The sequence below is a fragment of the Parasaccharibacter sp. TMW2.1882 genome (assembly GCF_023337635.1).
Lineage (GTDB): Bacteria > Pseudomonadota > Alphaproteobacteria > Acetobacterales > Acetobacteraceae > Bombella > Bombella apis.
This window is the reverse complement of the sequence record NZ_NWUT01000001.1, coordinates 300,310-322,855: the sequence shown is the minus strand read 5'-3', so window position 1 is coordinate 322,855 and position 22,546 is coordinate 300,310. Positions and strand designations below refer to the sequence as shown.

At 57.2% G+C, this 22,546-nt stretch carries 23 protein-coding genes and 1 tRNA gene; 14 read left to right on the top strand and 10 right to left on the bottom strand.

Features of this window, described 5'->3' with window-relative positions; genetic code table 11:
- Positions 1 to 4: 4 nt before the first annotated feature.
- Positions 5 to 643, top strand: a complete 639-nt coding sequence (locus CO583_RS01510) for a RadC family protein (RefSeq protein WP_086431389.1) — start codon at positions 5 to 7, stop codon at positions 641 to 643.
- Here CO583_RS01510 and CO583_RS01505 read toward each other — a convergent pair whose 3' ends face one another.
- From CO583_RS01505 to rpmE, 4 genes are all read right to left on the bottom strand, one after another.
- On the bottom strand, positions 644 to 1,780 hold the full coding sequence (locus CO583_RS01505; protein WP_248630471.1) for a 5-(carboxyamino)imidazole ribonucleotide synthase: 1,137 nt from the start codon (positions 1,778 to 1,780) through the stop codon (positions 644 to 646). It abuts the gene before it with no gap.
- On the bottom strand, positions 1,777 to 2,271 hold the full coding sequence (purE, locus tag CO583_RS01500; protein WP_043560177.1) for a 5-(carboxyamino)imidazole ribonucleotide mutase: 495 nt from the start codon (positions 2,269 to 2,271) through the stop codon (positions 1,777 to 1,779). The genes CO583_RS01505 and purE overlap by 4 nt, the downstream gene beginning before the upstream one ends.
- Before the next feature lie 21 nt (positions 2,272 to 2,292).
- Positions 2,293 to 2,904: a DUF1013 domain-containing protein gene (locus tag CO583_RS01495; protein WP_052349063.1), complete on the bottom strand. Its 612-nt coding sequence runs from the start codon at positions 2,902 to 2,904 to the stop codon at positions 2,293 to 2,295.
- A gap of 242 nt (positions 2,905 to 3,146) precedes the next feature.
- Positions 3,147 to 3,374, bottom strand: coding sequence for a 50S ribosomal protein L31 (gene rpmE / locus CO583_RS01490; protein ID WP_043560174.1), 228 nt, complete (start codon positions 3,372 to 3,374; stop codon positions 3,147 to 3,149).
- A 240-nt stretch (positions 3,375 to 3,614) separates the two neighbouring features.
- On the opposite strand from rpmE, the gene mscL reads away from it, so the two are divergent.
- Both mscL and CO583_RS01480 read left to right on the top strand, forming a co-directional pair.
- Positions 3,615 to 4,067 (top strand): large conductance mechanosensitive channel protein MscL, encoded by a 453-nt coding sequence (gene mscL, locus CO583_RS01485; protein ID WP_043560173.1) that lies wholly within the window; start codon positions 3,615 to 3,617, stop codon positions 4,065 to 4,067.
- Positions 4,064 to 4,402: a hypothetical protein gene (locus CO583_RS01480; protein WP_248630472.1), complete on the top strand. Its 339-nt coding sequence runs from the start codon at positions 4,064 to 4,066 to the stop codon at positions 4,400 to 4,402. Before mscL ends, CO583_RS01480 begins: the two co-directional genes overlap by 4 nt.
- Before the next feature lie 82 nt (positions 4,403 to 4,484).
- On the opposite strand, the gene secF is transcribed toward CO583_RS01480, so the two are convergent.
- Both secF and secD read right to left on the bottom strand, forming a co-directional pair.
- Positions 4,485 to 5,414, bottom strand: coding sequence for a protein translocase subunit SecF (gene secF / locus CO583_RS01475; RefSeq protein WP_248460640.1), 930 nt, complete (start codon positions 5,412 to 5,414; stop codon positions 4,485 to 4,487).
- 5 nt (positions 5,415 to 5,419) lie between these two features.
- Positions 5,420 to 6,958 carry a protein translocase subunit SecD gene (gene secD, locus CO583_RS01470; RefSeq protein ID WP_248630473.1) on the bottom strand — a complete coding sequence of 513 codons (1,539 nt, stop codon included), beginning with the start codon at positions 6,956 to 6,958 and terminating at the stop codon, positions 5,420 to 5,422.
- Between the two features lie 155 nt (positions 6,959 to 7,113).
- Between secD and CO583_RS01465 the strand changes: the two genes are divergently transcribed.
- Both CO583_RS01465 and CO583_RS01460 read left to right on the top strand, forming a co-directional pair.
- A complete protein-coding gene (locus tag CO583_RS01465) occupies positions 7,114 to 8,094 on the top strand; it encodes a Gfo/Idh/MocA family protein (protein ID WP_248630474.1) in 981 nt (326 codons plus the stop codon).
- A 47-nt stretch (positions 8,095 to 8,141) separates the two neighbouring features.
- Positions 8,142 to 8,564 (top strand): superinfection immunity protein, encoded by a 423-nt coding sequence (locus CO583_RS01460; protein ID WP_052349062.1) that lies wholly within the window; start codon positions 8,142 to 8,144, stop codon positions 8,562 to 8,564.
- Positions 8,565 to 8,616: 52 nt separating this feature from the next.
- Here CO583_RS01460 and CO583_RS01455 read toward each other — a convergent pair whose 3' ends face one another.
- A complete protein-coding gene (locus tag CO583_RS01455; RefSeq protein ID WP_154981450.1) occupies positions 8,617 to 10,431 on the bottom strand; it encodes an ABC-F family ATP-binding cassette domain-containing protein in 1,815 nt (604 codons plus the stop codon).
- Between the two features lie 133 nt (positions 10,432 to 10,564).
- Here CO583_RS01455 and cydD point away from each other — a divergent pair, with 133 nt between their 5' ends.
- From cydD to recQ, 4 genes are all read left to right on the top strand, one after another.
- Entirely contained in the window at positions 10,565 to 12,262 is a 1,698-nt protein-coding gene (gene cydD, locus CO583_RS01450; RefSeq protein WP_248630475.1) for a thiol reductant ABC exporter subunit CydD, read from the top strand.
- Positions 12,259 to 13,896 carry a thiol reductant ABC exporter subunit CydC gene (gene cydC / locus CO583_RS01445; RefSeq protein WP_248630476.1) on the top strand — a complete coding sequence of 546 codons (1,638 nt, stop codon included), beginning with the start codon at positions 12,259 to 12,261 and terminating at the stop codon, positions 13,894 to 13,896. The genes cydD and cydC overlap by 4 nt, the downstream gene beginning before the upstream one ends.
- A gap of 111 nt (positions 13,897 to 14,007) precedes the next feature.
- Entirely contained in the window at positions 14,008 to 14,424 is a 417-nt protein-coding gene (locus CO583_RS01440) for an OmpA family protein (protein WP_043560156.1), read from the top strand.
- A 41-nt stretch (positions 14,425 to 14,465) separates the two neighbouring features.
- A complete protein-coding gene (gene recQ, locus CO583_RS01435) occupies positions 14,466 to 16,310 on the top strand; it encodes a DNA helicase RecQ (protein ID WP_248630575.1) in 1,845 nt (614 codons plus the stop codon).
- Between the two features lie 11 nt (positions 16,311 to 16,321).
- On the opposite strand, the gene CO583_RS01430 is transcribed toward recQ, so the two are convergent.
- On the bottom strand, positions 16,322 to 16,831 hold the full coding sequence (locus CO583_RS01430; RefSeq protein ID WP_181005200.1) for a copper chaperone PCu(A)C: 510 nt from the start codon (positions 16,829 to 16,831) through the stop codon (positions 16,322 to 16,324).
- Positions 16,832 to 16,982: 151 nt separating this feature from the next.
- Here CO583_RS01430 and nrdR point away from each other — a divergent pair, with 151 nt between their 5' ends.
- The 3 genes from nrdR to thiL are packed head-to-tail and all read left to right on the top strand — an operon-like array spanning position 16,983 to position 18,898.
- Positions 16,983 to 17,462 carry a transcriptional regulator NrdR gene (nrdR, locus tag CO583_RS01425; protein WP_043560151.1) on the top strand — a complete coding sequence of 160 codons (480 nt, stop codon included), beginning with the start codon at positions 16,983 to 16,985 and terminating at the stop codon, positions 17,460 to 17,462.
- Positions 17,459 to 17,941 (top strand): transcription antitermination factor NusB, encoded by a 483-nt coding sequence (nusB, locus tag CO583_RS01420; RefSeq protein WP_043560149.1) that lies wholly within the window; start codon positions 17,459 to 17,461, stop codon positions 17,939 to 17,941. The genes nrdR and nusB overlap by 4 nt, the downstream gene beginning before the upstream one ends.
- Positions 17,942 to 17,953: 12 nt before the next feature.
- Entirely contained in the window at positions 17,954 to 18,898 is a 945-nt protein-coding gene (gene thiL / locus CO583_RS01415) for a thiamine-phosphate kinase (protein WP_248630477.1), read from the top strand.
- 52 nt (positions 18,899 to 18,950) lie between these two features.
- Here thiL and CO583_RS01410 read toward each other — a convergent pair whose 3' ends face one another.
- Complete coding sequence (locus tag CO583_RS01410; RefSeq protein ID WP_043560144.1) at positions 18,951 to 20,129, bottom strand: hypothetical protein; 1,179 nt, start codon at positions 20,127 to 20,129, stop codon at positions 18,951 to 18,953.
- 87 nt (positions 20,130 to 20,216) lie between these two features.
- Between CO583_RS01410 and CO583_RS01405 the strand changes: the two genes are divergently transcribed.
- Together CO583_RS01405 and glk are read left to right on the top strand one after the other, a co-directional pair.
- Positions 20,217 to 21,011 (top strand): SDR family oxidoreductase, encoded by a 795-nt coding sequence (locus CO583_RS01405; protein ID WP_248630478.1) that lies wholly within the window; start codon positions 20,217 to 20,219, stop codon positions 21,009 to 21,011.
- Positions 21,012 to 21,106: 95 nt separating this feature from the next.
- Positions 21,107 to 22,096: a glucokinase gene (gene glk / locus CO583_RS01400; RefSeq protein ID WP_043560138.1), complete on the top strand. Its 990-nt coding sequence runs from the start codon at positions 21,107 to 21,109 to the stop codon at positions 22,094 to 22,096.
- Positions 22,097 to 22,463: 367 nt separating this feature from the next.
- Here the strand turns inward: glk and CO583_RS01395 are convergent.
- Positions 22,464 to 22,537: transfer RNA gene (locus tag CO583_RS01395), tRNA-Cys, on the bottom strand.
- Positions 22,538 to 22,546: the final 9 nt, after the last annotated feature.

Here is a 22,546-nt window from a genome sequence, read left to right as displayed (position 1 = left end):
GAGGATGATCATTACGGACCGTCTGCCCTCCGTCAGGGAGAGCTTTCACAAAATCGCATCGTTTGTTGTTGCCGGGAAAGATGCCCGCAAGGAGCTGGTTGAGCGCCTTCTGCGGCATCATTCTTCACTGGCTGAACTCATTTCAGCTCAGCCAACGGACAGAAAGGCCATAAACCGGGATGATGTGCCTCTGGCCGTATTCTGTGCTGTGCTGAAAGAGCTGGCCCATCGGTATGGACGGTCCTTGCTGCCAGAGGGCAACCTGCTGGAGCAACCGGAATTGCTGAAGGACTATCTGATGGTCCAGATGGCCAGGGAAAGAGTGGAACAGTTCCGGCTGCTTTTTCTGGATGACAGGAAACACCTCATCCGCGATGAAGTGCAGAGCCACGGGACAATCAACCATGTTTCGGTCTATCCACGTGAGATAGCAAAACGATGTCTGGCGTTGGGCGCAGCCGGAATCATCATGGTCCACAATCATCCGGGAGGGCAGGTAAACCCATCCCGGGGAGACATCACCATGACCCAGGCCATTCAGAAGGCATTGGCTGTCATCGATGTCTGTCTGATAGACCATGTCATCATCACAAGAAAAACCCAGACCAGCTTCCGCCAGCTTGGGCTTCTTGATGATGACTGATCAGTCCTCAAGCTGGGGCTGATAGCGGGAAAGAACCATGCTTCCGGGCAGTCCTCCACGAGGGAAGATGCGGTTTATATGGCCCATCTTGCGCCCCGGACGAGCTTCCTCTTTTCCATAGAGATGGATGGAGGCATTTTCCTCCCCCACGATCTCTGGCAGGAGCGCCATGTCATCCGGGCCAATCAGATTATGCATGTAGGCATCAGAATGGCGTCGGGCAGACGGCAGGGGCAGCCCGGTCACGGCCCGGACATGCATTTCGAACTGGTCTACCAGACAGGCACTCATGGTCCAGTGGCCGGAATTATGAGGGCGAGGCGCAATCTCATTGACAAGGAGCCTGCCATCCCGATCCTCAAACAGTTCCACCCCCATGATACCGACAAGCCCGAGCTTTTCAGCCAACGTTGCGGCCAGGGTCTGCGCTTTTTCAGCCAGATCGGGCATGATGGGGGCTGGTGTGATGGAGACACGGAGGATCCCCTGGCGATGATGATTTTCCGTAACATCAAAGCAGCGCACGGTGCCTGCTGCATTGCGGACAACCATCACGCTGACCTCACGGGCAAAATCAATTTTCCGCTCCGCAACCAGCGGATAGGGGAGGGTGTCTGCCTCTGCTGCCAGAGAGTTGAAAGCGGCTTCATTCTCCAGACGGAACTGCCCCTTCCCATCATAACCGAAACGGGTTGTTTTCAGGATGCAGGGAAAGCCGAATGATGGGAGAGCATGAAACTCCTCTGCCGAACCGATTTCCCTCCAGGGGGCAACCGGCAGGCCGAAGGATTCCAGAGTGGTCTTTTCGGTGATACGGTCCTGGCTGGTTTCCAGAATATGACCGGATGGATGGACCGGACAGAACCGTGCCAGATGGGCCAGACCCTCTGCGCTGATATTTTCAAATTCAAACGTAATGACGTCACAGGAACGGGCGAACTGCTCCAGACACACCGGATCATCGTAAGCACCAACCGTGAAACGGGCCGATGTTTCCGCTGCCGGGCTTGGCTCACTGTTGGAGAGGATATGGACCCTATAGCCCAACCGGGCAGCGGCCACGGCAGACATGCGACCAAGCTGTCCCCCCCCAACAATGCCGACCCAGGCGCCAGGCTGTAATGCTTCCGTCTTCATCCTGCAGGAACCTCAGCTACGGAAGCCGTCTGCCGTACCCTGAAGGCTTCAAGCCTTTCGGCTATGCTGTCATCGGAGAGGGAAAGGACAGATGCAGCCAGCAGAGCTGCATTGATGGCTCCAGCCTTGCCGATGGCCAGTGTGCCGACAGGCACCCCGCCAGGCATCTGCACGATGGAGAGCAGACTGTCCTGCCCTTTGAGCGTGCGGCTTTCCACCGGCACTCCAAAAACAGGCAGGGTCGTCCATGCTGCACACATTCCTGGCAGATGGGCTGCGCCACCCGCTCCGGCAATGATGACCTTCAGGCCACGTTCACGAGCCGTTCTGGCATAATCAGCCAGCCGGTCCGGCGTCCGGTGGGCGGAAACGATCCGGGCCTCATAGGGGATGCCCAGAGCGTCCAGCTGCTCACAACCATGCTTCATGGTCTCCCAATCCGACTGGCTGCCCATGATCACACCGACTGACGGCGCTGGTGAGACACTCATCGTGTTCTGCCCCTCTTTGTCTCAGAAGCTGTTGCCGGTTTCATCACGGGACGGGAAGAGGCTCTCCGGGTCGATTGCCTCATGATCATTCTCAAGCGGCTTCCCTTCCCGGACGAGACGGTCATTGGCGGCCTGAACGGCAGCATTCAGGTCTGTCTGGGTGCAGAGGCCAAGGATGACGGGGTCACGAGGCTTGATGTTGGGGCTGTTCCAATGTTCACGGTTGCGGATTTTGGCAATCGTATCCTTGGTTGTGCCCAACAGGCGGACAATCTGGGTATCGTTCAGCTGCGGGAACTGGCGCAGGACAAAAGCGATGGCATCGGGGCGATCATGCCGCTTGGCCACCGGCGTGTAGCGTGCCCCCTTGGCACGACGGGCCACGGGATTGGGAGTGGCTGTCAGCTTGAGCCGGGCGGCGGGATTGGCCTCACAGCGCTTGATCTCGGCTTCAGTCAGCTGATTGTTTTTTACAGGATCATAGCCGTTGATCCCGCCGCCAACCTCACCATCAGCAATAGCCTGAATCTCCAGCGGATGCATCCCGCAGAAAGTGGCGATCTGGTCAAAGGTAAGGCCGGTTTTCTCAATCAGCCAGACGGCAGTTGCCTTCGGCATTAGCGGCAGGGTCATGTCAACGCAGTCCTTTGCAGAGCGATAATATGGTCCGGCATCTGGCAGGGCCCGGGCCACTCTGGAAAAGAATCACCCGCCACCCGCATGAGGGGCGGTGCCTGCGACAATGCACGACAGTGCCGCCAAGATGCGTCAGAGACCATGAGAGGTCAAGATGGAAAGAAATAAAAAGAAACCCTCCACCCGAGGAAAAGGGTGGAGGGTTTCTCTATCCAGACATCCCGTAAAGGGAAACTGTCTTACTTCTTGATATTGCCAATACCGGAGAAGCGCTTGTTGAACTTGGCAACCTGCCCCCCTGTATCCAGAATACGCTGAACGCCCGTCCAGGCCGGATGGGTCTTGGGGTCAACGTCCAGACGCAGCTTCGCGCCGGGCTCGCCGTAGCAGGAACGCGTTGTATATTCGCTGCCATCAGCCATCACGACCGTGATTTCATGATAGTCGGGGTGGATACCGGGTTTCATAATATTTCCTGAACCTGATGAAAGAAGCTCCGATACCGACCGGAGCAGACGGAGCCCTCCATAAAGGATATGGCTCGGAAAATAAAGGTTGGGCATCATTCTTTTTGTTGATAAAGCGATTCTTAGAGACTTCATACAGTTTTGCCATAATACGCTGTATGCTACGGCAGGGCTCGGCTACATGGCACAGATCATGCCTGTCGTGCGGTCTAGATTCTTCAAATTTCAGGAAAAGGCTATATGAGTCCTATCAAAACACCTGGCTGGGTTTCTGATTTTCAGAAATTCATCATGCGCGGGAATGTCGTGGATCTGGCAATCGGTGTGGTGGTTGGCGCTGCTTTCAGCTCCATCGTCAACAGCGCCGTCAAGGATCTCCTGACCCCGATCCTGGGTCTTCTGACGGGGGGCGTGGACTTCAGCAACATCTTCATCACCCTGAAAGGGCCGGTCAAGGATACACTGGCAGAGGCACAGAAGGCCGGAGCTGTGACCATCAATGTGGGCCTGTTCCTCAATGCGGTCCTCCAGTTCCTCATCATTGCCTTCTTCATCTTCTGGGTAATGCGTCTGGTCGGCAAGCTGCACCGCAAGGAAGAAGCGCAGCCCTCCGCCCCGCCGGCTCCTTCCAAAGAGGAAGTGCTGCTGACGGAGATCCGTGACCTCCTGGCGGCACGCGCAGTAGAGAAATGACCCGTTTTTTCCCCATGAGAATGACGGCACGATGCGCCCTGGCGGGTCTTGCTCTGGCAGGCGTCCTGTCTGCCAGTTCCGCTAGGGCGGATGGTACAGCTTTCGGGGTCCCTCTGTCGCCCAATGCGCACCTTTATTCATATTTCATCATCAATGGAATGGCCCGTGGCGCTTTCCTGCTGGGCCAACTGCACCAGAAAGATATGCCCACGCTGATCCAGATGGATGAGGTGACCCGCAAGGCTGTGATCCACAATCTGGACTCACAGACGATCAGGTCGGACTTCAGGGCGGAACAGATACTGACCCGTTATCTTGGGCTTATCCTGAAATAGTTCCCGGGAGCTGGACAGGATACAGAAAAGGGGGCTCCAGAGCCCCCTTTTTTCTGACCATATTCCGGTGAAAAGGCTGGTCTCAGCCTGCTTTGCGCAGTCGCTTCTGCCCCATCAGGAGCAGAAGTGGTGCGGCAATGAAGATGGATGATGATGTCCCCACGACAATGCCGAACAGCATGACCGTAGCAAAGCCGGTCAGCGTGCTTCCACCAAACAGTGCCAGAGGCAGAGCGGCAAGGAACACCGTCATGGACGTACCCAGTGTCCGGTTCAGTGTTTCATTGATGGAAAGATCCAGCAATTCCCGCAGAGGCATTGCCCTGTATTTGCGGAGATTCTCACGGATACGGTCATACACGACCACCTTGTCATTTGTGGAATAACCCAAGATGGTGAGCAGTGCCGCAACCATGACGAGGTCAAACTCGAACCGTGTAACCACTAGAAAACCAATGGTTTTTGTCAGGTCCAGCACGAGTGTGATGACAGCACTCAGGGCAAACTCGCGCTCGAAGCGGAACCAGATATAGATGAGAATCATCCCGAGGCTGAAGAGGAGGGCAAGCACACCATCCCGAAACAGTTCGGACGACACGGACCCGCCGACAGCATCAGCCCGCTGGATCTGGACACCAGGAACAGCCTGCACGATGACCGTGCGGACCTGATCCACCAGCTTCTGGGTAACATGCTCATCTTCACCCCCTGGCGGAAGGTTGATGGCAATGCGGACATCCTGCGGAGACCCGAAAGACTGTACGGAGGCCGCATTGATGTGACCAGCCTTGAGGACCTCCCGCATATGGGCGGGATCTTCCGCTGCTGGAGAGTGGGTTTCCACGATGATTCCACCCCGGAAATCAAGCCCCAGATTGAGGCCCGGCGCGATGAACAGCACCACAGAGGCGATGGAGAGAAGGGCGGAGACAATCAGACCGGCATGACGGCCACGCATGAAGTGGATCTGTCGGTCATCACGTACGAAACGGAGAAGAGGGCGAGAAAACATGGCGATCAGACCGGCAATTCCTGTGGACGTTTATGAGCATACCAACGGACAATCAGCATGCGGGACAGCACCAGCGTCGTGAACAGCGTGGTGACGATGCCAATGGTGATGGTCAGGGCAAAGTTGCGGACCGGCCCCGTACCAAAGACAAAGAGCATGACATGGGCGAGGAAGGCCGTGGCATTGCTATCGATGATGGTCCCCGTGGCCCGCTGGAACCCGGCCTGAAGCGCCTGCAGGGGTTTCCGGCCGTTCCGTACTTCTTCCCGGATACGCTCATTGATAAGAATATTGGCATCCACCGCCATGCCGAGGGTCAACAGGATACCCGCCATGCCCGGCAGGGTCAGTGTTGCTCCAAAAAGCGACAGGATGGCCAGGATCATGACCAGATTGGCAAACAGCGCAATGTCCGCATACAGGCCGAACCGGCCATAGAACAGCAGCATGAACAGTACGACCAGCACAAAGCCAGCCGCAAGACTGACCACACCAGCATGGATGGAGGCCGCACCAAGGCTCGGCCCGATGCTGCGCTGTTCCACTACGGCAAGGGGAGCAGGAAGGGCCCCGGCACGGAGCAGCAGCGCCAGGTCGGAGGCGGAACGAGCCGTGAAGCGCCCGGTGATGATCCCGCGCCCCGCCGTGATGGGGCCGTTGATGACAGGGCTTGTCAGGATGTGACCGTCCAGAACGATGGCGAACGGCTTGCCGACATTCTCTGTCGTAATGCGGGCAAAGTCATCTGCACCTTTATTGTCAAACTTCAGTTCGACAACCCATTGCCCCTCATTCATTGTGGCAGCGGCGTCTGTCAGGTTGGCACCATCCACGTCGACCCTGTCCTCCACGGCGATTTCTCCACGCCCCTCAGGCAGGGGCAGCATGGTCGTGCCGGGACCAGCATGGAGCGGGTCTGGAGAGACGAGATGGAAGGTCATGCGGGCTGTTGTGCCCAGCAGGGTCTTGATACGCTGAGGATCGCTGATGCCCGGCAGTTCCAGCACGATGCGGTCTTCCCCCTCACGGGCAATGCTCGGGTCGATGGCTCCGGTACTGTCGATACGGCGGCGGACAATCTCGATGGAGCGTGACACAGCCTCCCGGGCCCGGGCCCGGATGGATTCCGGTGTCAGGCTGACGACGAAGCGGCCATCTTTCTCATTGATGGCCAGTTCACCAGGAATGGAGGGCGTCAGTTCTTCCAGAACCTTCCGGTCGCTCTCCTTTTCACTTTCGGAGCGGGGCGTGAGCAGCACGGAGGCCGTAGCATCATCCCGCTGGATGAGCCGATAGCCAAGGTGGGCACTAAGCAGCCCCTGACGGATCTCACCTTCCAGTGACTGAAGCCGGTCATGCTGGAGGGTTTTCGTATCCAGCTGCAACAGGAGATAGGAGCCTCCCCTCAGATCAAGCCCCAGATGTACCTGATGCCAGGGCAGGGATGATGAGGGAGATTTCATGAAATTGGGCAGGCAGAGCAGGGCACTGATCAGACAGATGCCCACCACGCCTAACATCCTGAGGCGGCTGTAATACAACATAAGGGGTCAGAGAACCTCAAAAACGTGGAAATGAAGAGGCCAGAACTAATCTCGCAGATGGGTGCGACCATGCCCTCTCCAGTATTTTATTGCAACCATTATGCATGGCTGCATGGCGCCTTGCACAAGCATTTCCGGGTGCTATGATTCCTTTCATGAAGACGGAAAAGCTCCTTGATGTCGCCATTGCGGGTACCGGGCATTTTGGCCGTTACCATGCCCTCCAGGCTGCCAGACACCCCCGGGAGCGGCTGGTCGGGCTGTACGACCCTGATCATGGTCGTGCCCAAAGCATTGCGGAAGAAACGGGAACCTCTGCCTTCAGAAACTACGAGGAGCTTCTGGAACGGTGTGAGGCTGTCATCATCGCTTCCCCTGCCGAAACACATTATCAGATGGCACAACAGGCCCTGATGGCCGGCTGCCACGTGCTGGTTGAAAAACCTCTCGCCGCCACAAAAGAAGAAGGGGCTGCACTGGTACGCTGTGCTGGAGAGCAGGGACGCATCCTCCAGGTCGGACACCTGCTGCGTTATTCGGCCGAGCATCAGGCCATTTCAGCCCGCATGAAACAGCCTCTGTACATCGAGGCCACAAGGATCGCTCCCTACAAGGAGCGGGGCACGGATGTATCAGTCGTGCTGGACCTGATGATTCATGATCTCGACTTCATCCTGTCCCTTGTGGACAGCCCCATCCTCCATATTGATGCGATGGGCGCCGCCGTATCCAGTGCTCATGAAGACATCGCCAATGCACGTGTCCGTTTTGCCAATGGCTGCGTTGCCTCCATTACGGCCAGCCGCATTTCTCTCAAGACCGAACGGAAAATGCGTCTTTTCTCTCAGGAAGGCTATCTCTCGGCGGATTTCATGAGTCGACAGCTGGTTTTCATAAACCGTCGTGAAGGAATACCCCTCCCGGGCAGCAATGGCTTCCGGCGGCAGAGTGTGCGGTGGCATGACCATGACAACCTGGCTGCCGAGCATGATGCTTTTGTGGCGTCCTGTCTGGATGGTGCTCCCGTGATGGTGGATGGACAGGCCGGTCTCAGGGCTCTTGACGCTGCCCTGAGAGTTGGTGAAGAGATACGGGCTGCGCAGGAGTTGATCCGGCATGCAGGTCTGATCGACTGATCAGGACACTATAGTGCATTTCCTTACGACATGAAGGGACAATCATCATGGACATGACTGACTACACGCAGCAGATCAACGCCATAAATCCTTATCTGAGCCTGCTGATCTTCGCCATCCTCATGCTCTCCATGCTGGCGCTGTATTTCCTGCCCAGCATCATTGCCATCATGCGGCAGCATCCCCAGAAATGGCTTCTCATCGGTCTGAATGTCTTTGCTGGGTGGACAGGGTTCTTCTGGATCGGCCTGCTCATCTGGGCACTCTGGCCAAAAGAAAAACTGGTTGCATTTCAGGATGGACAGGGCTGGGGCCCCTATCAGGCACATGATCGGACCCAATCTTTTGGAGGATCATCTTCTGACCGGCCAACTGAAACGCTGGAGCAGCTCGCCCAGATGAAAGACCGTGGCGCCCTGACAGAAGCTGAATTCGCCAAGGCCAAGGAACGTCTCATCAACCGCCTGTAACGGCATGTCCTTCCAGCCCGCCATTGCAGGCTGGAAGGACCTTTGCCGAAGATCAGTTTTCCAGCAGTTCTTCCCGTTTGCTTTCAAGCTCAACCCAGCGCTCTTCCGCTTGGCGCAGCTTTGTCTCGGTGTCTTCCAGCGCAGCCGTAATCTTTTCAAACCGGACAGGGTCCCGGTTGTACAGCCCGGGGTCAGCCAGAGCATTCCGGCAAAGCGTGGCGTCTTTTTCAAGTTTTTCAAGAAGCTCAGGCAGCCGGTCCAGCTCCCGTTGTTCCTTGTAGCTCAGTTTGACGGTCTGTTTGACAGTACGTACAGGAGAAGAACCTGTATCGCTGGAGGAGGGGGCCGTGTCTTTCTGGCGTCTCTCTACGGGAGACCGTCCCCTGCGTTGGGCCAGCATGTCTGAATAGCCACCAGCATATTCAATCCAGCTGCCATCACCCTCTGCCACCAGAGTTGAGGTTGCCAGTCTGTCCAGAAAATCACGATCGTGACTGACGAGCAGAACCGTCCCAGCATAATCGCCCAGCATGTCCTGCAACATATCCAGCGTCTCAAGGTCCAGATCGTTGGTAGGCTCATCCAGCACGAGCAGATTGGAAGGACGGGCCAAGGCAGCCGCCAGCGCCAGCCGCCCCCGTTCTCCCCCGGAGAGATGGCTGACTGGCGTGCGGGCCTGTTCCGGCCGGAACAGAAAGTCCTTCATGTACCCAATGACATGCCGTTTTTCCGTGCCGACCTGTACCATCTCGCCATGTCCGTCCGTCAGGAAGCTGGCCACACTCTGGTCGCCATCCAGGGCGCTGCGCTGCTGGTCCAGCGTCACCATCTGGATGGACGGACTACGCCGGATTTCACCGGCCTGTGGGGTCATCTCACCGGTCAGCAGGCGCAGAAGCGTCGTTTTCCCGGCCCCATTGGCCCCGCAGATTCCCAACCGGTCGCCTCTGGTCACCTTCAGCGTCAGATCACGGATGAGGGGACGCTCCGGATAGGCCCAGCCAACACCTTCCGCAGCCATGACAATCTTGCTGGTATTCTCCGTCTCACTGGCTTCCAGCTTCAGGGAGCCTCTCTGGCGGGAGGCAAGATCACGCCGCTCCGCCCTCAGGGCGGCCAGTTCAGCAACACGACGGACATTTCGCTTTCGGCGTGCTGTGACGCCATAGCGCATCCAGTCTTCCTCACGGGCAATCTGACGGTCCAGCTTGTGCGCTGCCCGTTCGGCAAGCTCAATCTGCTCGTCCCGCCATGATTCGAAATGGGCGAAGCTGGCGTCCAGCCTCTGCGTGCCCCCCTGATCCAGCCAAATGACTGCCTTGCACAATGTTTCCAGAAAGCGGCGGTCATGACTGATGATGATCATCCCCGCTCCCGAGGCCAGAAGCTCCCGCTCCAGCCAGGCGATGCAGGGGAGGTCCAGATGGTTGGTCGGTTCATCCAGAAGGAGAAGGTCCGGCTCAGTTGCCAGAGCCCGGGCAAGGGCGCTTCGGCGTGCTTCCCCTCCAGAAAGACTGGCACATTTTTCACGACCATCCATGCCGAGCTCACTCAGCATGGCTCGGGCCCGGTAATGGGCTGTCTCGTCCAGCTCCGCCGTCACATAATCGAAAACCGTGTCCCACCCAGAAAGGTCGGGTTCCTGCGGCAGATAATGTACTTTCAGCCCTGGCTGGAGGAAACGCTCGCCATCATCCTGTTCCAGCTCCCCCGCTGCAATGCGGAGCAGGGTGGATTTGCCCGAGCCATTTCGCCCGACAAGGCAGAGCCGTTCACCCGGCAACACGGAGAGCGTGGCACCGTCCAGCAACGGACGGCCACCCAGAGTATATGAAATGTTCTGTAGATTGAGGATTGGTGCAGACATGGGCCTGATGTGAAGAAACCGAAGCAGATTTGCAATATGGAACGGATGAAGAGGTGAAAGAAAGATTTTTCCGATGGAAAACTTTTACTCTGTCTGTTTTTCTTTTCCCCGCTTCCTCTGTATATGTCTCCCCATGAAGGCAGACAAGAAGATGCTCAAAGGCTGGGTACGGCAGCAGAATGGCGCCAATCGCCCAGCCACCATGTGTATGGCCCTGATCGGAATGTGCAACGTCCTTGCCGGAATGGTGCTGGTATGGAGCCTGGCCTCCATTCTGGCAGGCCTGCTGGCAGGCGGGGGGAGGCTGGATGCCCGCTGGTTGGGTATGTTCATTCTCATGTCTGTCGTCCGTGTCATTCTGGGATATGTGCAGGAACACTTGGCTGTCTCCAGTGGTGAGCTGGCCCGCAAACGCCTGCGGCGCGAGCTGCTGTCCCGCTTTTTTGCACAGGGGCCGGCGCTGCTCCGGCATCAGCACAGTGCTGCACTGGCGTCTCTGTTGACAGACCGCATCGAAGCGCTGGAGGGCTATTTTGCCCGCTGGTTGCCTGCCTCGGCCCTTTGGGTGGTAGCGCAGTGGTCTGTCGTTCTTGTTGTGTTCTGGCAGAATCACCGGGCAGGGCTCATTCTGGGGGGATGCTGCCTTTCCCTTCCTTTTTTCCAGGCCGTGTTCGGCATTGCTACAGCCATTGCCTCACGCCGTCAGCTTCTTGCCCTCAACCGCCTCCAGGTCCGTTTTCTGGACAGGATCAGGGGCATTGCTACCATCGTTCTTTCCGGCAATGCGGAAAAAGATGCCCAAGGCCTGGGGCAGGCTGCTGATGAACTGCGACAGCGGACCATGAAAGTGCTGCGTCTGGCCTTTCTGACATCAGCATCCACTGATGTTGCCATGATCGTTGCCTTGGTCTGGATCGTGATCGACCAGCGCCACGGTCTCATGCATGGCGGGTCTGTTGCGCAGACAACCAGCATCCTGTTTGCCGTGCTCATGGTACCAGAAGCCTTTGCGCCATTCCGTGCACTCTCAGCGGCCTATCAGGACAGAGCACAGATTACCAGCAGCGGCGAGGCCATACAGAAACTGCCGACCCTGCCAGAAATGGCAGCTGGCACATCTGCTGACCAGCCACGTGCCGAGCGGACGGCTCGGGGTATTGAGCTTGATGTGCAGGGGGTTTCCTATCAGTGGGTAAAGGATCGGCCACTGGCGCTTGACGATGTGTCATTCCAGCTCAAGGCGGGTGACGTGGCCCTGCTGACAGGCCCATCAGGAGCTGGAAAATCAACCCTCATTGAAATGCTGCTGGGTTTCATCAGACCCCTCGAAGGTTCCATACGTCTTGGCGGTGTCGACCTCCAGGCGCTGGGCCCGGCAGAAATCACGCAACAGATCAGCTGGATTGGTCAGAAGCCGGTCATTTTTGCAGGTACGCTGCGTGAGAATATCATGTTCGCTGCACCTGAAGCGTCTGAAAAGCAGCTTCAGGCGGCTTTGGAAGCATCTTCCATCACGGGATATCTGCCCCTGCTTCCTGATGGGCTGGAGACAAGACTGGGTGAGGGAGGATTCGGCCTTTCAGGTGGGCAGGCCCAGCGGATCGCCATCGCCCGTGCCTTCCTGAAAGATGCCCCGCTGCTCATCATGGATGAACCTACCGCCCATCTTGACCCCATGACGGAGCAGGACATCCTCATGTCTCTCCGGGGGCTGCTGAAGAGTCGTACAGCCCTGATTTCCACCCATTCGCCCCAGTTCCACAATATTGGTGAGACCGTGCGTCTTACCATGGAGACGGGACGGCTTACGGAACAGGAGACACTGGCATGAGGCAATTGCAGCCATTATGGAATGTATGGAAAGCCCGTGGGGGACGCCTGCTTATCGGGCTGGTTCTGGCCGAACTTTCCGTCTGTGCCGCTTTCCTGCTCATGGGGCAGACCGGCTCCCGCCTCGGGCTGATCGCCATTGGTGGGGTCGTTGCCTTTGGCATCCTCCGCTTTGCTGGCGCCGCCCGTATCATTCTCCGCTATCTGGAACGTCTGGCCACGCATGACGCCACCTTTCGGGTTCTTGCAGACATCCGCCTCTGGTTTTACAGAAATCTGGCCAAAGGAGCCGCAGCTGGGCTGGGCTTCCGGCGTTCTGGTGATCTGCTCTCCCGCCTCGTGGCCGATGTGCAGAGTCTGGACAGTCTCTATCTACGTATTCTGGTCCCGCTGGCAACGGCGCTGTTCAGTCTGCCCATCGTCATCTGGGTTTGTCTGAAGGGAAGCCTGCTCCTGGCACTCAGTATCGGTGTCATTTTCTGCCTGGTCGCCTTTGCCTTGCCGGTACTCATGGCGAAACTGTCCTATCGCTGGGGGCCAGAGCTGCAACAGGCGCAGGCTGACATGAACAATCAGGCCCTTGATCTCGTGGGAGGGATGCGTGAATTGCGCATCTTCGGGCATGAAGATGCCGCTGCAGAGCGGTTTCTGGCCGCAGAGGAAGCCTTTTACACCGTGCAGCGTCGACAGGGACAGGCCATGGCACACATCCATGCCATCTCCCTGTTGCTGACCCGCCTGGGGATCATCCTTGCTCTGGCAGGATGTGCGGGAGTCTTCTTCCCTGAAGAGCAGGCTGTCATGGGCATCACCATTCTTTTTGTTGTCATGACTGCTCTGGACAGCATCGTGGATCTACCAAGGGCAGGCCTTCTTTTCGGGCGCATCCGCCATGCGGCAGAACGTGTGGTGGATGCCACGGTCATGCCTGAAGGCACTCCCGCAGAAGGAACAGCGCCTGCCCCCGCTGGCCATGAGATTGAAGGGCGGGACGTCACCTTTGGCTGGACACCGGAAAAACCCGTTCTGCAGAATGTGAATTTCAGACTCCGGGCAGGGGAAAGGGCCGCACTTGTCGGACCATCAGGTGCCGGGAAGTCCAGTCTTGCAGCGCTGCTGCTCAAGGTCGTGGCGCCTCAGGAAGGAAGCATTACACTGGGTGGGCAGGACATGGCTTCCATCCAGACCGAGGCCCTGCGGGAGCAGGTGGCATGGCTCTCTCAGGCAAGCCATCTTTTTGACGACACAATCCGCTCCAATCTGCTTCTGGGACGGGAGGGCTTTTCTGACAAAGCCCTCTGGGCTGCTCTGGAACAGGCGCAGATTGCTGATTTCGTGCGTTCCCTGCCTGATGGGCTGGATAGCTGGATTGGTGAAAACGGGTCCCACATTTCCGGCGGGCAGGGGCGCCGCATTGCTCTGGCCCGCGTGCTGCTTTCTGAAGCCCCGGTACTGATCCTTGATGAACCCGGTACCGGGCTCGATCTGGAGACGGAACGTGCCTTTCTGGCAACACTCAACCAGCTGGACCGCTCCCGTACCATCCTGCTGATTACCCATCGTCTTACAGGAGTGGAACAGTTGGATCACCTCTGGACCCTCCATGAGGGACGCCTGAAGTCCCAGCCTCTTTGAGCCATGGATGCATTTTTACCACTCCCAGGGCCCAGACCCATATTGACCGGAGCTCAAAGCACGGGCAGTTAAAGATGATCATTTTCCATAGGTAACGAGAAGGATGCTCCCATGAAGAAGGTTTCTGCTTTCATGCGTCGTCTTGCTCCCGTGGGGGCGACCTCCCTCATGGTGGCCGGGCTTCTGGCTGGCTGCGTATCGCATCCGCCGCGGGATGATTATGTCGTGTTTTTTGATACGGAGTCTGTGACCCTCAGCCCCACAGGGGAGGCCATCATCGCCAGCGCCGTTGATGCCGCCCACAAACGGAATATCTCGCACATCACGGTTTCCGGTTCTGCCGGGAAAAATGAGGATGCGGACGTGCTGAAAAAACTCGCAGATGCCCGTGCGGATTCTGTGGTTGATGTGCTGGTGCGGGATGGCATCAAGCGTGAGGATATCCGCAAGGAACCCTTCGTGCCAACAGATGTCGAGAATTCACGCGTCGCCTTCCGTCGTGTCACGGTCCATCTGGGCGCACATTGATTCAGGAGCACGGTCAGCATGACGGGGAACCCTGCGAAGGAATAGGGAACCCCATCGATCGCTTTCCCCGTCATGTTGGTGAAACTCCTGAAGCTGTCCTGCACCGGGTTTTTGGTTTTGAGAGCTTCCGGGGCCTTCAGGAGAGTGCCGTTCAGGCCGTCATGAAAGGGGAGGACGTTCTCGTCCTCATGCCAACAGGCGGCGGGAAGAGCCTGTGCTATCAGGTACCGGCTCTCTGTCGCAAAGGGGTTGGGCTCGTCATCTCCCCCCTGATCGCCCTGATGGAAGATCAGGTTGCCGGGTTGAGGCAGCTCGGGGTGAGGGCATCAGCCCTTCATTCCGAAATGGAGTATCAGGATCAGCAGACAGTCCGGGAGGATCTGCTCTGTGATCAGCTCGACCTCCTCTATATTTCACCCGAGAGACTGCTGACACCGTACAGCCTCAACCTGCTGCGGCGGTGCAGCCTGTCGCTCATTGCTATTGATGAAGCGCATTGCGTTTCCGCCTGGGGCCATGATTTCCGGCCGGAATATCGAGAGCTGGCCAATCTGAAGCAGCTGTTCCCCAGAGTTCCCCGCATTGCGCTGACAGCCACGGCAGACCCTCGCACACGAAGTGACATGCTGGCGGCTCTGGACATGCCCCAGGCTCACATACTGATGGGCAGTTTCCACAGGAGCAACCTGTTTCTTCAGGCCCAGCCCAAACACTCGGAGACACGTCAGGTTCTGGATGCACTGGACCGCCATATGGGACAGGGTGCGGCCATCGTCTATTGCGGTAGCCGCAAGAAGACGGAAACACTGGCCCGGCAGCTGCGTGAAAAAGGCCATACAGCTTTTGCTTTTCATGCTGGCATGTCCCCCGCCGACAAGAAGAATGTCCTGTTGCGGTTCCGTTCTGGTGAGCCCATGATCGTTGCGGCAACCATAGCTTTTGGCATGGGCATCGACCGCCCAGATGTCCGCACCGTCATCCATCTGGACATGCCGACGTCACCAGAGGGCTATTACCAGCAGATAGGCCGTGCTGGACGTGACGGTGAACCATCGCATACTCTTCTGCTTCACAGCGGAGAAGGTGTCGCCAGAGCCCGCTACTGGCTGGAAGAAGCCCAGGTGCCGGAGGCGGAAAAACGGGCGATGCAGGGACGGCTGGAAAGCATGATTTCCCTGACAGAAACAACAGGTTGCCGGACCCAGGCCATTCTGGCCTGTTTCGGTGAAATGCTGCATGAACCCTGCGGCCATTGCGATAACTGTCTGCATCCTCCCTCTACCTTTGATGCTACTGAAGCAGCACAAAAGGTTCTCTCCACCATATACAGGACAGGCGAACGGTTTGGAGCCGTGCAGCTCATTGCTGTTCTCAAGGGCAAAATGACAGAAGCGGTGGAACGCCACGCCCTTCAGCACCTTTCAGTCTTCGGGATTGGGAAAGACAGAACGGATGTCTGGTGGCGCATGGTCATCCGGCAGCTCATAGCCCGTGGTGCGATTGGCATGGTGGGGGATCATGGCGGATTGGGACTGAAGCGGGAGACAGCACGGCCCATTCTCAGGGGAGAGGTGTCCGTCAGCCTGAGGGAAGATGCAACGTCACGCCACATGGCCAGCATGGGGGACACGCCACGGAATGACCCCAATGAAGGGCTTTCTGATGAAGAATATCGCCATTTCCTAGCGCTGAAGATGTGGCGGCGGGAAGAAGCCTATCAGCAGGAAATCCCGCCCTACATCATTTTTCGTGACGCCACCTTGCGGGAGATCATCCGGGCCCGTCCAACCAACAGGCAGGAGCTGGGAGACATCCGTGGGGTTGGTCAGAGCAAGATCGAACGTTACGGCGATGCGGTTCTGGCCATTCTGCAGGAAGCTCCCTGAAAAGGGGAGCATCAGGGGCCGACGTGTTTTTCTTCCACAATCGGCTGCATGACAAACGAAGCCGTCACGTCTCCCACATCCTGAAAATGAAACGTGAAATCAAGTTTGCTGCCAGCCTGATAGGGGACTTTCAGCCCGTGGCAGATCAGATGATAGCCACTTGTCGGAAAAACGAGCGTCCCTTCATGCGGCACAGCCATGCGCTGGAAGATATCATATGTCTGCCGGGGAGACTGGATCGCAACCTGGCTGTTCCGGTTCGACGTGACGGAATTGCATCCGGGAGATGTGATACCGCGCAGCAGCATGTCCGTTACCCCATGATTGCTCAGCGAGAATGTCCCGAAAGCAAACGGAGCTTCCCTGTAGCGTGTGTGCAGCGCGGCATCATTGATGGTGATGCTCTTCAGGGAAAGAGGCGGGGGGGCTACACCGCTGTCGGTAGCGGCGGCGGCACTTTCCAGCCCGAGACCGATCAGCAGGGCTGCTATTGTCAGGGAGTTGCGTCCTGTCCTGTTCATGATCCTCGCTCCTGCCATATGGCCTGGGAAAAGACAGGGCAATCATAAAGAAAAAAGCCCTTTCATATTCCTCAATGCTGCCATTTCCGATAAACTGTGCAGCAGGCGGGGTCAAGAAAGACCCTGCTCTGGTTGCTTTTCGGATTATGCCATGTACTGCCCTTTTTGCGGAAATCAGGAAACGCAGGTCAAGGATAGCCGCTCGGCAGAAGATGGTGCTGCCATCCGCCGTCGGCGTGTCTGCTGTGCCTGTGCGCAACGCTTCACCACCATTGAACGTGTGCAGCTGCGTGAACTGACCGTCATCAAGGCCGATGGTCGCCACATTCCTTTCGATCGTGACAAACTGGCCCGGTCCATCCGGATTGCCCTGCGGAAACGGCCTGTCGATGAGGTACAGCAGGAGCGCCTGCTGAATGGCCTTGTCAGACAGCTGGAAGCCTCCGGCGAACAGGAAATCCCATCCTACAGGATCGGAGAGCTCGTCATGGATGCGCTGCGTGAGATTGATGGCGTTGCCTATGTCCGCTTTGCCAGTGTCTATAAAGATTTTCGGGAGATTGAGGCGTTCTCCAAAATTCTTGTCGATATGAACAGCCCCGCCAATCCCCCCTCTCAGGAGACCCCATGACCGAACCGTCATCCACTACATCACGTAAACGCAGCCGGACAATTGCCCGCATGGCAGCCACGCAGGCCCTGTATCAGTGCGAACAGACAGGTGCCAATCCCGAGAGTGTCCTCATGGAGTTCATCCGGCACCGGCATGTTGCCTCTACGGCCTGTTTTGAAGATGGCCATATTCCTGATGCCGACCTGAACCTGCTGGAAGAGCTTGTCCGCAATGCCGTGCTGAAACAGGATGCCATCGACACGACTCTGACAGCACTGCTTCCTGAAAGCTGGCCGATGGACCGTCTTGACCCTGTCCTGCGTGCCCTGTTGCGCACGGCTATTGGAGAAATGATGACAGGGCTGCCAGCCCAGGTTGCCATCAATGAGTATCTGGATGTCGCCCATGGCTTTTTCAGTGGGGATGAACCGAAGATGGTCAATGGCATTCTGGACAGATTTGCCCGTCAGCTGGGCGGAGAGCAGGGCGCACGGTAAAGGACGGTACAGATGGGCGAGTTTGACTTCATAGCCCGGCATTTCCGTCCGCTTGCAGGGCCGGGCGCCATGGAGCTTCGCAATGATGGAGCAACCATGGCTCTCCCAGCAGGGGAAGAACTTGTTCTCTCCAGCGATACCATGGTTGAGGGGCTTCATTTCCTCCCAGATGATCCGGCAGGGACGATTGCCCGCAAGCTGCTACGCTGCAATCTCTCAGACCTGGCTGCCATGGGCAGTCGGCCACGCCATTACATGCTGAATGTCAGTGTTCCGCCAGGACGGCATTATGATGAAGCCTGGTTTACGGAATTTGCTGCCGGGCTGGCAGCGGATCAGAAACAGTATGACATTTCTCTTCTGGGAGGCGACACAACTGGCAGTCCTTCCCCGCTGATGCTGAATGTCACCATTCTGGGGTCAGTCCGGCGGGGACAGGTTTTACGCCGTGATGGTGCCAGAGCGGGAGATGGTGTCTGGATTACCGGCAGTCTCGGGCGGGCTGCGTTGGGATTGCAGATCCGACTGGGCAAACTGGCGACAGGGGACGCTTCTCTTGTAGAGGCCTATCGTATACCGACACCTCGTACCGGCCTTTCCCTGTATGGTATCGTCAGTGCCGCCATGGATATCTCGGACGGTCTGTTGCAGGATTCTGGCCATATTGCCGAAGAATCTGGTGTGGCCATCACCCTTTTTGAAGAAAAGCTGCCTCTTCTCCCTGAGGTTGCTGCCCATATGACGACTCACCGGGAGATAATCCTCCTCGGAGGGGATGATTACGAACTTCTACTGACCTGCCCCGCCGCCAGCGAGGACGCTTTGCAGGCCCATTGCAGACAGCACGGCGTGCCCCTCACCAAAGTGGGCATGGTGACAGAAGGCGAAGGCGTGACCATGCTGGACAGACAGCACGCCCCCATCAATTTCTCACGGACCGGCTGGCAGCATTTCTGATCCCTGCCAGACCATGATGGAGGAAGAAGGGCACTTCCTCCACCCAGCCTCATCAGGCAGAAAGATTTTTTTCGTAAAGACGATGTGTTTTATGTGGATGAGGCACGAGAGATTCCGCCAGATTCCTCATTCCGACATCACTCTCCAGAACCCAGCCAAGTTCAACCCATTTGTAAGGCAGCGTATGACCACGACGCATCAGTTCCACAATGGCGAGAGAAGGCAGAAGCGACCCAAGCATCGTTCCGCGCATTTTGCTGGAAACACCCAGCAGAATCACACGGGCCGACCGAAAACGGTGCGTTGCCAGCCGGTAGCCAAGCCGCATCCACCCAAGAGGTGATGGTGCTCCTCCCAGATCCCCCGCAATGTCGTAGAGATTGGGAAGAACCATGGCCATGGCAACCGGTTCGCCATTCTGATCAATCTGGACATAATGCTCAGGGCGCAGGAGCGGCTTGATCTGCTCGATCATGGCCGTCATTTCGTAATCCTGCATGGGCACAAAATTGTACTTATGTGACCAGGCATCATTATACAGCTTCCGCAGCACCTCTCCCTGGGTAGTGATTTCCTTCTTGGAAAGATTGCGGGTCGTAATCGTGCTGAGCCGCCCTTCACCGAGTCTCAGATTGCCTGGAACCTTGAAGCGCTCTTCCGTCGTTCCATCCAACTCCAGCCGGTAGCTCAGCAGGTCCTGCGCCTTCTCATATCCACATTGACGGATGAGGGCATCCAGACCTTTCGGGTGCCAGGGAATGGCAATCATGGGGGCGGAGCGCTGCCCTTCCACCATGGTCCCGGTCTCCGCATTTCCGCTCAGCGTGACTGGGCCGCGTATCTTGGAAATCTGCCGTTTTTTCAGCCAATCCTCAACAGCCTGTAGAAGGGCTGAGACAATCTCCCGTTCAGGAATGGCATCAAGCGCACCAAACTGCCCAATAACTTCCTGCCAGTGATCAATTGCCTTATGATCGACAATCGCAGCGATTCGTCCAACGGGGCGACCATCGCACCAAGCCAAGAAATACTGTATCTCCGCATGGCGGAAAACCGGGGATTCCTTGGGGCTGAGCAGGTGCCTCTGCTCCATGTCCAGCGGGGGGACGAAGCCGTCCATTCCTTTATAGATATGGCGCGGAAGTGTGATAAAACGACGTAAATCTCCCCGTGTGGTCACGGGACGAACATCGACCTTGGCAGATTGAGAGTTTGGCGCTTCACATTGCATAGCAATGGCTATACTCGTACACGAGCCTTCCCGCTAGAGGGCAAAAATGAAAGGGGCTTCATGTCCAGACCAGAAAAAAACTCAACGATGCCTCGGCATCACATCCTCATAACTGGCGCTTCCAGCGGCATCGGGGCGGCTCTGGCGGAGTATTATGCCCGTCCCGGCGTACATCTGACACTGTGGGGACGGAGTGAAGAGCGGCTGGGAAAAACGGCGTCCGCAGTGCGTGCAAAAGGTGCCAGCGTGGACATCTTCAGCATCGACCTGACACAGGCCGATGAGGCCCTGAAAGCCCTTGCCTATACCGATGACCAGCTGCCGATCGACATCCTGATCCTCTCAGCCGGGATGGCGGACATCCGGCCTCATGGCGCCCTTGCTGAATCAGCAGAGACAGCCCTCAGAATGTCCATGGTCAATTTTGCCACCCCTGTGGCCATGGCCACCGAAATGGCAAACCGCATGGCAGCCCGTCGTCATGGCCGCATCGCCCTGATGGGGTCTGTCGCTTCCTTCCATGATCTGCCGCTGGCCACAGTCTATAGTGGCTCCAAAGCAGGGTTGGGACGCTTCAGCACGGCCCTCCAGGCAGCCATGACACCTCATAATGTCCGTGTCTGCCTGATCGCTCCAGGTTTTGTGGATACCCCCATGAGCCAGCGGCTGGACGGTGAGCAGGCTTTCCTCGTTCCGGTGGAGAAAGCAGCCCGCAAAATCGCCCGCAGCATCAATCAGGGCAGGGGGGTTCTTGTATTCCCGTGGGTGTTCCAGCTGACCCGTCTGCTGGAGATGATCCTTCCCCGTCCTATCGCCCATCGCATCCTGCGGCGGCTGGATGTCATGCAGCATCCTGAACATGAAAAGACTGCCCACCAATAATTGAAGAAAACCTTACAGGTCAGGTGCTTGCAGACAGGAAGGGGGCATGGGAAAATGGGGCAGCACATCTCTCTGCGTATTGAAGGGATAAACGTATGAAAGAAATTGTTGCCGTTGATATCGGCGGAACCCATGCCCGCTTTGCCATCGCTGAAATCAAGGATGGTCGGGTGGTGTCTCTCGGGGAAGCAACGACACTCAAATGTGCCGAGCACGCTTCCCTGGCGCTGGCATGGGAGGCTTTTGGCCGGTCACTGGGGCGCCCCATTCCCCGGGAAGCGGGCATTGCCGTGGCCTGTCCGATCAATGGCGAAGTCCTCAAGATGACCAACAATCCGTGGATCATCCAGCCGGCCCAGCTTGGCAGCCGCCTGAAGCTGGATGATTTCGTTCTGGTGAACGACTTCGGAGCGATCGGTCATGCTGTGGCCCAGGTTGGCCCGGAATACATGAACCACCTGTGTGGTCCAGATGTTGATCTTCCCTCCGAGGGGACCATCACCATTCTTGGTCCGGGTACGGGGCTGGGGGTTGCAAGCCTTCTGCGTGGCGAAGATGGGTATCATGTGATCGCAACGGAAGGTGGGCACATGGACTTCTCGCCTCTGGATGCGGTGGAAGATCATATCCTTCAGGCGCTTCGTGAACGTTTCCGTCGTGTTTCTGTTGAGAGAATCGTCTCAGGGCCGGGCCTGACCAACCTGTATGAAGTCATTGCAGAACTCCAGGATCGTCCCATCACCATCAAGGACAACCGCACCCTGTGGACCACAGCGATGGAAGGAACGGACAATCTGGCCGCCGCAGCACTGGAGCGCTTCTTCCTGAGTCTCGGAGCTGTTGCCGGGGACCTGGCTCTTGCCCATGGGGCTCATGGTGTTGTTGTGGCCGGTGGGCTGGGCCAGCGCTTGGCAAATATTCTACCGCATTCCGGCTTTGCTGAGCGGTTCATCGCCAAGGGGCGTTTCGAAACCATGATGAGCGAAATGCCGGTGAAAATCATCACACATCCGCAGCCTGGCCTGTACGGTGCTGCCGCTGCTTATGCCAGCAAAACAGCCAGCAAACAGGCAGAAACTGCTTGATCTGAATGAGGGGAGGGGAGTCATCCAGAAAGAGGATGCTCCCTTCCTTCATCATGATATGATTTTCTGAAAAAATGCAGGTCTGATCGAGGGCCCTGTTCCATTCGCCCCATGTTTTACCAAGCCGCACCCTTTTTCGTCATGTTTCGGGAGAAACAGCTTGGACGAAGTAGAATCTGAAATTCCATGAAGCGCCTGTGTGGCCTGCGACCACACAAAAAACCGTCATCAAAAAGGGAAATTCCCCAGAAATATTACCCCCTTATATACCCCCAAAATTGTGGGATACACCGGGACTAATCGGAACAGTCGCTACCCCGAGAATGGCTGTTTCTCAAGGTGTCTGGGACGTATCGGGATAACACCATGGAGGTCTGGGCGGGAATCGAACCCACATACGCGGATTTGCAGTCCGATGCATAGCCATTCTGCCACCAGACCTCAGGTGTG